Source organism: Streptomyces sp. NPDC098101 (assembly GCF_044760185.1).
Classification (GTDB): Bacteria; Actinomycetota; Actinomycetes; order Streptomycetales; family Streptomycetaceae; genus Streptomyces.
The window spans coordinates 852,991-866,141 of sequence record NZ_JBIWAS010000001.1 but is presented as its reverse complement, the minus strand read 5'-3'; the positions used below and the strand labels follow the sequence as shown (position 1 = coordinate 866,141).

Annotated in this window: 11 protein-coding genes; 6 read left to right on the top strand and 5 right to left on the bottom strand. The window is 73.1% G+C overall.

Features of this window, described 5'->3' with window-relative positions:
- Positions 1 to 40: 40 nt before the first annotated feature.
- A complete protein-coding gene (locus tag ACIQVI_RS03540) occupies positions 41 to 1,090 on the bottom strand; it encodes a LacI family DNA-binding transcriptional regulator (RefSeq protein WP_403590498.1) in 1,050 nt (349 codons plus the stop codon).
- A gap of 370 nt (positions 1,091 to 1,460) precedes the next feature.
- On the opposite strand from ACIQVI_RS03540, the gene ACIQVI_RS03535 reads away from it, so the two are divergent.
- The 4 genes from ACIQVI_RS03535 to ACIQVI_RS03520 all read left to right on the top strand — a co-directional run bounded on the left by ACIQVI_RS03535 (position 1,461) and on the right by ACIQVI_RS03520 (position 6,313).
- The gene (locus ACIQVI_RS03535) at positions 1,461 to 2,795 is read left to right on the top strand and encodes an ABC transporter substrate-binding protein (protein WP_403590495.1); all 1,335 of its coding nucleotides are present in this window, start codon (positions 1,461 to 1,463) and stop codon (positions 2,793 to 2,795) included.
- Between the two features lie 91 nt (positions 2,796 to 2,886).
- Entirely contained in the window at positions 2,887 to 3,891 is a 1,005-nt protein-coding gene (locus tag ACIQVI_RS03530) for a carbohydrate ABC transporter permease (protein WP_403590492.1), read from the top strand.
- Positions 3,892 to 3,894: 3 nt separating this feature from the next.
- A complete protein-coding gene (locus ACIQVI_RS03525) occupies positions 3,895 to 4,806 on the top strand; it encodes a carbohydrate ABC transporter permease (RefSeq protein ID WP_403590489.1) in 912 nt (303 codons plus the stop codon).
- Between the two features lie 58 nt (positions 4,807 to 4,864).
- Complete coding sequence (locus ACIQVI_RS03520) at positions 4,865 to 6,313, top strand: GH1 family beta-glucosidase (protein WP_403590486.1); 1,449 nt, start codon at positions 4,865 to 4,867, stop codon at positions 6,311 to 6,313.
- Between the two features lie 67 nt (positions 6,314 to 6,380).
- Here the strand turns inward: ACIQVI_RS03520 and ACIQVI_RS03515 are convergent, their stop codons facing one another.
- On the bottom strand, positions 6,381 to 6,851 hold the full coding sequence (locus ACIQVI_RS03515) for a hypothetical protein (protein ID WP_403590484.1): 471 nt from the start codon (positions 6,849 to 6,851) through the stop codon (positions 6,381 to 6,383).
- A gap of 192 nt (positions 6,852 to 7,043) precedes the next feature.
- Entirely contained in the window at positions 7,044 to 7,694 is a 651-nt protein-coding gene (locus ACIQVI_RS03510) for a helix-turn-helix domain-containing protein (protein WP_351972706.1), read from the bottom strand.
- A gap of 325 nt (positions 7,695 to 8,019) precedes the next feature.
- Here ACIQVI_RS03510 and ACIQVI_RS03505 point away from each other — a divergent pair, with 325 nt between their 5' ends.
- Positions 8,020 to 8,946, top strand: coding sequence for a glycerophosphodiester phosphodiesterase (locus ACIQVI_RS03505; RefSeq protein ID WP_403590480.1), 927 nt, complete (start codon positions 8,020 to 8,022; stop codon positions 8,944 to 8,946).
- Between the two features lie 230 nt (positions 8,947 to 9,176).
- On the opposite strand, the gene ACIQVI_RS03500 is transcribed toward ACIQVI_RS03505, so the two are convergent.
- Entirely contained in the window at positions 9,177 to 9,707 is a 531-nt protein-coding gene (locus tag ACIQVI_RS03500) for an HD domain-containing protein (RefSeq protein WP_403590477.1), read from the bottom strand.
- A gap of 125 nt (positions 9,708 to 9,832) precedes the next feature.
- Between ACIQVI_RS03500 and ACIQVI_RS03495 the strand changes: the two genes are divergently transcribed.
- A complete protein-coding gene (locus ACIQVI_RS03495; RefSeq protein WP_351972703.1) occupies positions 9,833 to 10,759 on the top strand; it encodes a TIGR03564 family F420-dependent LLM class oxidoreductase in 927 nt (308 codons plus the stop codon).
- On the opposite strand, the gene ACIQVI_RS03490 is transcribed toward ACIQVI_RS03495, so the two are convergent.
- Positions 10,756 to 13,029: an MMPL family transporter gene (locus ACIQVI_RS03490; protein WP_403590474.1), complete on the bottom strand. Its 2,274-nt coding sequence runs from the start codon at positions 13,027 to 13,029 to the stop codon at positions 10,756 to 10,758. The genes ACIQVI_RS03495 and ACIQVI_RS03490 overlap by 4 nt on opposite strands.
- Positions 13,030 to 13,151: the final 122 nt, after the last annotated feature.

Below are 13,151 nucleotides of genomic sequence, written 5' to 3'. Positions count from 1 at the left end.
CGCAGCGGCCCGCGCGGTAGCGCCCCGCGCCCGAAGCCCCTCAAGAGGATTCCCGTACCACCAGCTCCGTCGGCAGTACGTGCCGACGGAGCCCGGCCGGCTCCTCCCGACCCTCAGCGCCCTCGGCGCCCTCAGCGATCCCCCGGATCAGCATCCGCGCCATCGTGCGGCCCATCTCCTCGATCGGCTGGCGCACGCTGGTCAGCGGCGGGTCCATCAGCCGTGCCACCGGCGAGTCGTCGACCCCGACGAGGGCCACGTCCTCGGGCACCCGGCGGCCCGCCTCCCGCAGGGCCCCGCGCGCCCCGGCCGCCATCACGTCGGAGGCGGCGAAGACCGCGTCCAGGTCCGGTCTGCGGTCGAGCAGCAGCCGCATCGCCCGCCGGCCGCCCTCCTCGGTGAAGTCGCCCGCCGAGACCAGCTCCTCGTCGGGCGCGAGACCGGCCTCCGTGAGCCCGGCCCGATAGCCGCCGAGCCGGGCGCGCGCCACGTACATGTCGAGCGGCCCGGTGACGGTCGCGATCCGGCTCCGGCCGCGCCCCACCAGGTGGGCGACGGCCGCCCGCCCCGCCCCGATGTTGTCGGAGTCCACGTACGGCACGGGTTCGGCCTCCGTGCGGCGTCCGTTCATGACGACCGGCAGGCCCAGCTCCCCGATCCGGTCGGGCAGGGGGTCGTCGCCGTGGACGGAGGCGAGCAGCACCCCGTCGACGCGCTGGGCCGCGAGGTACTGCTCGAAGCGCTGCCGCTCCTGCTCGGTGCGGACCAGGGTGAGCAGCAACTGCTTGTCGGAGTCGGCCAGTTCGGCGCTGACGCCCCGGATGAGGTCGAGGAAGTAGGGCTCCGCGAAGAGCCGGGCCTCGGCCTCGGGGATGACGAGCGCGATCGCGTCGGTGCGGCTGCCGGCCAGGGCGCGGGCGGCCTGGTTGGGCACGTAGCCGAGCTCCGCGACGGCCCGGGCGACGGCCGTCCTGGTCCGTTCGCTGACCCGGGGCGAACCGTTGATGACCCGGGAGACCGTGCCCCGGCCGACCCCGGCCCTGGCCGCGACCTGTTCCAGGGTGGGTCTGCCGCTCTGCCGTCCGTTCACGCCCCCACCGGCTCCCTTCGTGGGCAGAAGTGCTGTTCACGCGGCCCCCGTGCATTTGGGAGCGCTCCCACATTAGATCATCCGCGCCCCTCCGTGCCACGAGGCGCACCCCGGAGATCGTTCAGGAGGTGACGTCACGGGGGCGCCGGGAAGGCGCGAAACCCCCGGAAAACCTTCCGGTAACGAATCCGCCTTCATGTCTTGACACTTGAGCCCGGCAGGCAGCAACCTTCCGACAACGACGTGGGAGCGCTCCCATACGAGAGGCGCACACCCCGTGACGGGTCCCGGTCGGCCGCCGCCGAGCCGCGTTCAGCCGGCCGGACCCCTTGGCGCACAACGAGCACCACCTTTGGACGAGGAGAGTGGAATGCGCACTTCCAGCAGCAGACGCGGGCGCCGCACGGCGATCGCGGCGGTCGCCGCCGCCCTGACCGGCACGACCCTGCTCACCGGCTGCGGCAGCGACGATGACGACGGCGCCGAGAGCGGCGGCACGATCACGCTGCGGGTCGGGACCTTCGGTTCCTTCGGCTACGACGACAAGACCGGCGCCAAGCTCTACGCCGAGTACGAGAAGACCCACCCCGGCATCAAGATCGAGGAGTCGAACGTCGCCGACGGGCAGAAGTACTGGGACACGCTGAAGCTGCGCCTCTCCCGCAACAGCGGACTCGCGGACGTCCAGGCGATCGAGGTCGGCTACATCGCCGAGGCGACCGGCTCCACCATGGCGGACAAGTGGGTCGACCTGGGCAAGGAGGGCGGCGCGAAGCTCGACGCCTTCCTCGACTGGAAGGTGAAGCAGGCGACCACCGCCGACGGCAGCGTGATCGGCCTCGGCACCGACATCGGCCCCATGGCCGTCTGCTACAACAAGGACCTCTTCGCCAAGGCCGGGCTGCCCACCGACCGCGACGCCGTCGGGAAGCTGTGGGCCGGGGACTGGTCCACGTTCCTGGAGGTCGGCAAGACCTATCAGAAGAGCGCGCCCGCCGGGACCGCCTTCCACGACTCGGCGAGCGGCCTCTTCAACGCGGTCGTCTCCAGCGACCCGGTGCAGTACGCCGACGCGAACGGCAAGCTCGACTGGGAGAACAGCCCCGGCGTGAAGAAGGCCTGGGACACCGCCGTCGCGGCGGCGCGGGGCGGACTCACCGCCAAACTGCGCCAGTTCGACGAGAAGGGCACCTGGAACGCGGCCTTCAAGAACTCGAAGTTCGCCACCGTCGCCTGCCCGAGCTGGATGACCGGCATCATCAAGGACCAGGCCGGACCGGCCAACCAGGGCAAGTGGGACATCGCCGCGCCGCCGGTGGCCGGCAACTGGGGCGGCGCCTTCCTCGCCGTGCCGAAGTCCGGGAAGCACGTCAAGGAGGCGGCCGAGCTCGCCGCCTGGCTGACCGCCCCGGAGCAGCACGCCAAGGTGTTCGCGGTGAACGGCAACATCCCCTCGTCCAAGGACACGCTCACCTCGGTCGCCGTCCAGGAGGCGAAGCTGCCGTACTTCGGCGACGCCCCGGTCGGCAAGATCTTCTCCAGTGCCGCTGTCAAGATCACGCCCGCCGGCATCAGCCGCTGGGACGGCCAGGTGAAGACCTTCCTCACCGACAACGGCATCCTCGACATCGAGCAGCGCGGCACCGACCCGGCCAAGGCCTGGGAGAACGTCAAGAAGCTGGTCGACGACAAGATCGACCAGTAGCGGGGGCCGCGTGCCGGTCCGCCGCCGCCTGCCGGGCGGCGGACCGGCACCGTCCGCACCGGCGCACGCATCGACCTGGAAGGACGCCCCCGTGGCCACCTCCGTCCGGACGCGGTCCGACGGCTCCCCGCCGCCCGCCGCCCCGACCTCCTCCCCCGGCCCGCGCGGCCGCCGCCCCGCCCCCGGCGGCTGGCGCAGCACCCTCTACCGCTGGGACCTGAAGGCGGTCCCGTACGTCTTCGTCGCCCCCTTCTTCCTCACCTTCGCCGCCTTCGGCCTCTTCCCGCTGATCTACACGGGCTGGCTCTCCCTCCACCGGGTGGAGCTCGGCGGCGGTGCGCAGTGGAAGGGCCTGGAGAACTACAGCGACCTGGCGACCAGCGAGTTCTTCTGGAACGCGCTCTTCAACACCTTCACCATCGGCGTCGTCTCGACCGTCCCGCAGCTGCTCATGGCCCTGGGCCTGGCGCACCTGCTGAACTACAAGCTCCGGGGCCGCGGCTTCTTCCGGGTCGCGATCCTCGCCCCGTACGCCACCTCGATCGCGGCGGCGACCCTGGTCTTCGCCCAGCTGTTCAACACCGACTACGGGATGATCAACAGCCTCCTGGAGTGGACCGGCATCGGCCCGGTCGACTGGGAGGCCTCCAAGTGGCCCGCGCAGATCGCCATCTCGACGATCGTGACCTGGCGCTGGACCGGCTACAACGCGCTGATCTACCTGGCCGCCATGCAGGCCGTGCCGCAGGACCTGTACGAGGCGGCGTCCCTGGACGGGGCCTCGCGCTGGCGCCAGTTCCTCAGCGTCACCATCCCCTCCATCCGGCCCACCGTCCTCTTCACCATCGTGGTCTCCACCATCGGCGCCACCCAGCTCTTCGGCGAGCCGATGCTCTACGGCGGCAGCGTCGGCATCAGCGGCGGCAGCGGCAACCAGTTCCAGACACTGAGCCTGCTGATGTACGAGAAGGGGTGGGTCACCGGCGCCCTCGGGCAGGCCTCGGCCATCGCCTGGGTGATGCTGCTGCTCCTGCTGCTCGTCGGCGGCGTCCAGGCGCTCGTCGCCCGCCACAACCGCAAGAAGCTTGGGGGCTGACCCATGGCGCGCACACTCGACACGCCCAGGCCGACGGACCCGGCCGCCGGAAGGTCCGCGCCCGGCCGGCGCTTCCGCCGGGCGGCCGGAAAGCAGCACCACGCCGGACCGCTGACGTACGTCCTGCTCGCCCTCGCCGCGGTGGTCTCCCTCTTCCCGCTGTACTGGAACCTGGTGGCCGCCTCGCACACCGGCGAGCGGGTCGTGGAGGCCCCGGCGCCGCTGCTGCCCGGCCCCCGCCTCTTCGACAACCTCACCTTCGCCTGGAACCAGGTCGACATGGGCGAGGCCCTGGTCAACACGACGATCGTGGCGAGCCTGGTGGCCGTGTCCACCGTCCTCTTCTCCACGCTCGCCGGCTTCGCCTTCGCCAAGCTCCCCTTCCGGGGACGGACGATGCTGCTCTCGCTGGTGGTCGCCACGATGACGATCCCGCCGCAGCTCAGCGTCATCCCGCTCTACCGGATCGTCACGGACCTCGGCTGGGTCGATCAGCTCCAGTCGGTCGTCCTGCCCTCGCTCGTCGCCGCCTTCGGCGTCTTCTTCATGCGCCAGTTCCTCGTCGAGGCGCTGCCCGTGGAGCTGGTGGAGGCGGCCCGGATGGACGGCGCGCACAGCCTCCGGGTGATCTGGCACGTGGTCTTCCCGGTGGCCCGGCCCGCGATGGCGGTGCTCGGCATGTTGGTCTTCGTCCAGTCGTGGAACGACTTCTTCTGGCCGTTCATCGCGCTCACCCCGGACGGCAACCCCACCCTCCAGGTGGCGCTCGCCGGGCTCGGCGCGGGCAACCACAGCGTGGACCACGCCATCGTGCTGACCGGCGCCCTGATCTCCACCGTGCCGCTGCTGCTCGTCTTCGCCTTCCTCGGCAAGCACATCGTGGGCGGCATCACGGCCGGCGCCGTCAAGAGCTGACCGGCCCCTCCCCCACCACCACGTACCGATCCCGCACCAGCGTTGGGAGTTCCCTCCTATGACCGCGTCCGACACCCGGCCGCTCACCGCCGTCCGTTCGTTCCCGCCCGGCTTCCTCTGGGGCGCGGCCACCGCCGCGTACCAGATCGAGGGAGCGGCGGCGGAGGACGGCCGCACCCCGTCCATCTGGGACACCTTCTCGCACACCCCGGGCAGGGTCTTCGAGGGCCACACCGGCGACGTGGCCGTGGACCACTACCACCGGTTCCGCGAGGACGTCGCCCTGATGTCCGAACTGGGCCTGAACGCCTACCGGTTCTCCGTCTCCTGGTCCCGGGTGCAGCCCACCGGGCGCGGCCCCGCCGTGCAGAAGGGCCTGGACTTCTACCGGGCGCTCGTGGACGAGCTGCTGGCCGCCGGGATCGAGCCGGCCCTGACGCTCTACCACTGGGACCTGCCGCAGGAGCTGGAGGACGCGGGCGGCTGGCCGGAGCGGTCGACCGCCGAGCGGTTCGCCGAGTACGCGGGGATCGTCGCGGACGCCGTCGGCGACCGGGTCTCCCGCTGGACCACGCTCAACGAGCCCTGGTGCAGCGCCTTCCTGGGGTACGGCTCCGGGGTGCACGCGCCGGGCCGCACCGAGCCGGTGGCCGCCCTGCGCGCGGCCCACCACCTCAACCTGGGGCACGGGCTCGCGGTCCAGGCGCTGCGGGCCGCGCTGCCGGCGGGCCGTCCGCGGCAGCTCTCCGTCTCGCTCAACCTGCACGAGGTGCGGCCGCTGACCGGTTCCGCCGGGGACCTGGACGCGGTCCGCCGCATCGACGCCGTCGGCAACCGGATCTGGCTGGGTCCGATGCTGGAGGGTGCCTACCCCGAGGACCTGCTCGCCGACACCGCGCACCTCACCGACTGGTCCTTCGTACGGGACGGGGACGCGGCGACGGCGAAGCAGCCGCTGGACCTGCTGGCGGTCAACTACTACGCGCCGACCCTGGTGTCGGAGGTAGCGGAGGGCGCCGAGAAGCCGCAGGACGACGGGCACGGCGACAGCCCGCACTCCCCGTGGCCGGGGGCGGACCGGGTCGCGTTCCACCGGGCGCCGGGCGAGCGGACGGCGATGGGCTGGCCGGTCGACGCGGGCGCGCTGTACGACCTGCTGAAGCGGGTGTCCGCCGCGTACCCCGGCCTTCCGCTGGTGATCAGCGAGAACGGGGCGGCGTACGAGGACGTGGTCGGCCCGGACGGCTCGGTGCACGACCCGGAGCGGGCCGCCTACGTGCACGCGCACCTGGAGGCGGTGCACCGGGCGCTCGCGGACGGCGTGGACGTGCGCGGCTACTTCCTCTGGTCGCTGCTCGACAACTTCGAGTGGGCGTACGGCTACGCGAAGCGGTTCGGGGCGGTCCGGGTCGACTACGACACCCTGGAGCGGACGCCGAAGTCGAGCGCCCGCTGGTACGCGCGGGTGGCGCGGTCGGGCGAGTTGACGGCGCCGGACGCGGGCTGAGACGGGAACGGAAGCGGAGGGCCGTGCCGGGGTTCCGGCACGGCCCTCCGGGTCTTCCGGCCGGGTGTCAGATGTCGATCACCCGGTAGCCGATGACGTAGACGCCGCCGGAGCCCTCGACGGTGCGCCACTGGGTCTCGGCGCCGACCTCGGTGCCGGTGACCAGGGTGGCGCCGAGCTTGTCGTCCCCGCCGAAGGAGTCCTGGTCCCACAGGGTCAGGGTGCGGGCCTGCTGCTTGCCCAGGATGAGGGCCGCGTTGCCGTTGCCGTCGGCCATGGAGCGGACGTAACCGGTGCCCATGGTCTGGTACTTGAGGCCGCCGCCGGGCCAGACCTTGACGGCGTTGCCGTTGGCGTCGGTGATCTTGAGGTAGGCCTCGTCGTGGTCGCCCTCGCTGTTCTTCTGGCAGTGCAGCTCGACGAGTTCGATCTTCACGTAGTCGATCGGCTCGGCGTGCGCGGTGCCGGCGAAGGCCCCGAGGGTGCCGAGTCCGAGCAGGGCGGTGGCGGTCAGTCGGGCGGCTCGGTTCTTGCGCATGTGGTGTCCCCCCACACATCGGGTCACGGGTGTGACGTGGTGTCCGGTCCGCCGTTCCCGGCGGTCCCGGTGTGCCGTTTCCCCCCGGCACGACATCCACTGTGCCCGGCGCCCCCGTCTCGGTTCTACGCGCGTTCCACTGGACGGAACGGGGGCTGCCTGAGACCTCTTCGGGGGCTGCCGACGGCCTTCTCACGGTACGAGGGCGGCCGACGGGAGCGGTCCGCGCCGGCCCGCCCCGGCGAGCGCCCGGGTGATTGCGGCTCCGGCCCCGGCGACGGCGTGGGCGAGCCCGTCGAGCCGGCGGCCCGCCGGGACCAAGGCGGCGAGGGCCGCGACCGTACGTCCGTCCGGGGCGCGGACCGGCAGCGAGGCGCAGCACACCCCTTCCATCACGTCCTCCCGGTCGAGGACGGCGCCGCCCTTCAGGGGTCCGCGCAGGGCCTTTCCTGCGGCCGTGTCGAGCCGGAACGCGAGGCCGTTCCGTACGGGCAGGAGGGGTTCCAGGTCTCCCGGCACCGAGCCGACCGTGAGGGCCGTCTCCTCGCGCAGGACGACGAGGACCACGCTCGCGCCGGTGGCGGTCCGGAGCCGCTGGAGCGGCAGCCGGGCGGCGGGCCGGAGGCCGGGGTGCGGTTCCCAGGCCTGGCCGAGGCGGTAGAGCTGCGGGCCGACCCGGTAGCGGTTGCCGGTCCGCTCGACGGCGCCGACGCCGACCAGTTGGTCGAGCAGCCGGTGGACGCTGCCCTTGGGCACCCCGCAGGCGAGGGCCAGTTCGGTCACCCCGGCCTCGTCGCCGTTCCGGCGGAGGGCGTCGAGCAGGGCGAAGGCCCCTTCGAGCACGCCGCGCCCGCGTTCCCGCCGGTCCGGGGCGGTGCCCCGTCCGGCGCCGCCGGGTCCCCGGCCCGTGGCAGCGCCCGTATCCGTACTCCTCCCCGTATCCGTACCCGTGTCCGCACCCGTGCTCGTCCCCGTGTTCAATGAGTCCCCCTCACGTCGCACGCCCGGCCGTGGTCCCCCGACGGCACGGCTCCGGGCACGGTTCCTACGATGCCGCAGACCGGACGTTCCGGCGAAGGGGCTCGAACCGCGCGTCGTGGTGCGAACACGCCGTTCCCGGCGTCCCCCTTCCGCGGTGTGCGCCGGGAACGCTCTAAGGTGTGCGCTCATGAGAGACGCTCACCCGCCCGCCTCCCGGACGCGCCGGCGCCGGATCGCCGCCCTCGCCGCCGGGGCCGTCGCCGCGGCGGGGCTCACGACCGCGTTCATCGGTTTCGCCCCGGCCTCGCGGTCCGAGCCCCGGCCGGTGGCTTCGGACGCCGGGGCGTCGTCGAGCCCCTGGATCCGTCCCGCCGGGGCGCCCCTGACGGTGTTCGCCCACCGGGGGGCCTCCTCCGCAGCGCCCGAGAACACGCTGGTCTCCGACGAGGTCGCCCGGCGCGGCGGGGCGAAGTGGATCGAGAACGACGTCCAGCCGAGCAAGGACGGCGTGCCGTACATCCTGCACGACGCGACCGTCGACCGGACGACGGACGGGACGGGGGCGGTCCGGTCGCTGTCCTCCGAGCAGCTGGACGCCCTGGACGCCGGTTCCTGGTTCGCCCCGGCCTACGCGGGGGCCCGCGTCCCGACCCTGGCCGCCCAGCTGGCGGACCTGCGGGAGCGCGGCGGGAACCTGCTCCTGGAGATCAAGGGCCGGCACAGCCGCGCCGAGGTGGCGCGGATCGTGCGGGAGGTCCGGGACCAGGACATGGCGGCCCGGGTCTTCGTCCAGAGCTTCGACGTCACCGCCCTGCGGTACGTGCGCGAGCTGGCGCCCGAGCTGCCGCTGGGGCTGCTGCGGGACACGGTGGACGCCGATCCGGTCGCGCTCTCCGGGGAGCTGGGGCTCTCCGCGTACAACGTCTCGCACGTCGCCCTGGAACGGCGGCCCGAGGTGGTCGGGGCGCTGCACGCGGCGGGCGTGGCGGTGAACGTCTGGACGGTCGACGCCCCCGCCCGCTGGAAGACGATGGACGCCCTCGGCGTGGACGGCATCATCACCAACCGGCCCGCCGAGCTGGCGGGCTGGACGGCGGGACGGAGCGCGGGCTAGGACCCTGCCGGGCGCCGCTGCGCGTCTCGACGCAGACGTACCGGCCCGCGCGGCGGCGGCCGCCCGGTAGCGGCGGGTGCCCCGGCAGTGGTTGCGGGCCGCGTCGGTGGCGACGCCGAGCAGCCGGGGGGGGCGGAGCGATCCGCCGCCGGGGTCGTCCTTGTTCCGGAGCCGCCACGCCTCCAGGAGGGTCGCCGCCATGACGTCCTCGGCGACCGACCGGTCGTCCGTCAGCCGGAAGGCGTGCCGGTGTCCGGGGAGCGGCCGTCCAGTTCGGCCAGGAGGTCCGGGTTGACGACGCGCAGGATCGTGGCGATCCGGTCGGGGTCGGCGGCGGGCCAGAGGACGGCGCGGGCCGCGCGGTACTTGGCGGCGAGCCGTTCCCGCTGGTCGGGCGGGAGCGCGGCGGACCGGTCGGTGCGGCTGTTGTGCGCGTTGTCGGCGATCTTGACGAGGGTGGCGTCGGGGTCGGCCGTGATCCGCCGGATCTTCTCCTCGTAGGTGAGGTCCGGCCGGTTGGTGACGGCTTCGACGAGGTCGACGACCCGGTCGGGGATTCCGGCGGCGCGGAGCCCTTCCGCCGTCCACGCGGTGTCCTCGACGACGTCGTGCAGCAGTCCGGCCATGGCCAGGTGGGTGCCGAGGGGTGCCAGGCCGGCCGCGACCGCGCGGACGTGTGCGACGTACGGGACGCCGGTCTTGTCGACCTGTCCGGCGTGCGCGCGGTCGGCCAGTGCGTCCACCTCGGCGAGAGTCTTCATGCCCCCATCATCGCGGGGTGCGGCGGGCGGTGCCCCGGCGGGCCGCCGTTCCCCCCTCCCCCACGACACATGTTTGTCACACAGGAACGGGAATGCCGGTGCGGGAAGGGCCCGTTGGCGGGTGCATGACTCTCGGCGTAACGCTCAGCTCGACTTCCCGTCAGCTTCCGATCGACGACACGGTGCGGCTCGCGCGGGAGGCGCGCGACGCCGGCCTGCACTCCGCGTGGTTCGGCCAGTCCTTCGCGTACGACTCGCCCTCGCTCGCCGCGATCGTCGGGCGCGAGGTGCCCGGCCTCCAGGTGGGGACGGCCGCGATCCCGGTCTTCGGCCGGCATCCGCTGGTGGTCTCGGCGCAGGCGCAGACGGCGCAGGCCGCCACCGGCGGCCGCTACCACCTCGGGCTCGCCCTCGGCACCCGTCATCTGACCGAGACCGGTTTCGGCATCCCGTACGAGCGGCCCATCGCGCTGCTCAGGGAGTTCCTGACCGCCCTGCGTCCGCTCCTGGAGACGGGCAGTGCCGACTTCCACGGGGAGCTCCTGACAGCCACGACCCCGTACTCGGCGTCGGTGCCGGGCGCCGAGCCGCCGGTGCCGGTCCTGGTCGCCGCCATGGGGCCGCAGGCGCTGCGGGTGAGCGGTGAACTCGCGGACGGCGTCCTGCCGTTCCTGGCGGGTCCCCGGGCGCTCGCCGAGCACGTCGTCCCGGCGGTGAACGCCGCCGCCGAGGCCGCGGGCCGTCCCGCGCCCCGGGTCGTGGCCCTGGTGCCGGGCGTGGTCACCTCCGACGCGGACGCCGTGCGGGAGGCCTCGGCCGAGGCCCTCGCGCTCTACGAGCGGATCCCCTCCTACCAGCGGGTGATCGAGCTCTCGGGGGCGGAACGGGCCGCCGACCTGGCCCTGATCGGCGACGAGGAGACCGTGGCCGCGGGGATACGGCGCTACCGCGAGGCGGGGGCGACGGAGGTGGTGTTCACCGCGACGGACGTGAACGGCGAGGACGACCGGCGCCGCACCTGGAAGCTGCTCGGGGAGCTGTCCGGCTCCTAGGGGGTGCCCTTCGGGGTCGGCCGTTCCGGTTCGCCCTCGCCCTCGGTGTCCAGGTGGGGCAGGATCCGGTCGAGGCGGTCGGGGATCCACCAGGCGTGTCTGCCCAGGAGGGTCATCACGGCGGGGACGAGGAGCAGCCGGACCACGGTCGCGTCGATGAGGACGCTGGCGGCGAGGCCGAGGCCGAGCATCTTGACGACGATGTTGTCGGAGACGACGAAGGCCGCGAAGACGCTGACCATGATGAGCGCGGCGCAGGTGATGACCCGGGCGGTGATCTCCAGGGCGTGGGCGACCGCCGCCTCGGGGTCGCCGGTGCGCAGCCAGGCCTCGCGGACGCGGGACAGCAGGAAGATCTCGTAGTCCATGCTGAGGCCGAAGACGATGGCGAACATCATCATCGGGACGTAGCTCTCGATGGGCACCTTGCCGGAGACGCCGAGCGCGGGTCCGCCCCAGCCCCACTGGAAGACGGCGACGACCACGCCGTACGAGGCGGCGATGGAGAGGACGTTGAGGACGGCGGCCTTGAGCGCGACGAGGAGGCCCCTGAAGACGATCAGGATGACGAGGAAGGCGAGGCCGACGACGACGGCGATGATCAGCGGGAGCCGGCTGGAGACGAGGTCGAGGAAGTCGACCTGGGCGGCCGTGGTGCCGGTGACGTAGGTCTTCGCCTCCGTTCCGGCGACCGCCTGCGGCAGGACGTCGTCGACGAGGTGGTCGGTGAGTTCGGTGGTCCGCTCGTCCTGCGGGGAGGCCACCGAGTAGGCGGTTCCGACGAGGACCTGGCCGTCGGAGGTGGGCTGGAGGGGGGTGATGGAGGCGGCGTCCGGGACGTCGGTGAGGGACTGCTGGAGTTTGGTGGCGAGGGCCGAGCGGTCGTCGGCGGGGACGGCCGACTGGTCGACGACGAGGGTCAGGGGGCCGTTGGCGCCGGGGCCGAAGGCCGTGGCGACGAGGTCGTAGGCGCGCCGGTCCGTGAAGGACTTCGGGTCGGCTCCGTCGCCGATGTGGCCGAGCTGGATGAAGAGCAGGGGGAAGGCCAGGACGAGGAGGGCCAGGACGCCGCCGGTCAGGAACCACCAGGGGCGCCGTTCCACCCGTTGGGCGTAGCGGTGCCAGGTTCCGTGGGCGGGCTCCCCGGGTTCGGCGTCGGTCTCCGCGACGGGCTTGCGGACGTGGTAGCGGTCGATGCGGTGGCCGACGAGTCCGAGGAGGGCGGGGACGAGGGTGAGCGCGGCGAGCACGGCGGTGACGACCGTGAAGGCGGCGGCGAGGCCGAGTTTGCCGATGAAGGTGACGCCGGAGACCCACAGGCCGGACAGGGCGATGACGACGGTGCAGCCGGAGACCAGGACGGCGCGGCCGCTGGTGGTGGTCGCGAGGCCCGCCGAGTCGGCGGGATCGTGGCCGTTCATGAGGTTCTGGCGGTGCCGGGTGATGAGGAAGAGCGCGTAGTCGATGCCGACGCCGAGGCCGATCATGGTGGCGAGGGTGGGCGAGACGGTGCCGAAGGTGAAGGCGGCGGCCACGAGGCCGAGGAGGGCGAGGCCGCAGACGGCCCCGAGGAGCGCCGTGAGGAGGGGCAGGACGGCGGCGATCAGGCTGCCGAAGCCGATGAGGAGGACCACGATCGCGACGGCGAAGCCGATGGCCTCGCTGGTGCGGTCGTCGGCGGCGGGGCGGGCCAGCTCGCCGAGGGTGCCGCCGTACTCGACGGTGACGCCGGCGTCCCGGAGCGGCTGGACGGCGGTGTCGACGCCGTTCAGGTAGTCGGTGCCGAGGGTGGAGGGCGGCACGCTGAAGCGCACGGTGATGTAGGCGGTCTTGCCGTCGGTGGAGAGCGGTCCGGTGTCGGGGGTTCCGGCGGGGGTGGTGGGCGGGGTGGTGCCCGGCGGCGGCAGCGGGTTCTGGGCGCCGAGGACGTCGGGCAGCTTCTCCAGGGCGGCGACGGTCGAGTTGACGGCGGACGCCTCGTCGGTGAGGGGGCCCGAGGGCCGGTTCAGGACGATCTGGGCGCCGTAGCCGCCGGCCGCGGGGTCGTGTGCCTCCAGGACGTCGAGGCCTTGTGCCGACTGGACTCCGGGGAGGTCGAAGTCGTCGGAGTACTGACCGCCGACGGCCCGGTCGACGAGTTGGAGGCCCACCATGGCGGCCAGCCAGAGCGCGATGACGACGACGAAGTGGCGGGCGCACCAGTGACCGGTCCGGTACAGGGCGCCCTTCGGCGGTGGCGGTCGGTCCTTGGCCGGGCTTCCTGCGTTCATGGCATGGCCGTGTCCCGGTAGGGGATCCCCGAGCGGTTCCGGCGCCGGCGACGTACGGGCCGACCCGTCCATTCTTCGTCCACGGCCGTGCTTCGGCATCTCGGCGGGGCGCGGGCCCCGGG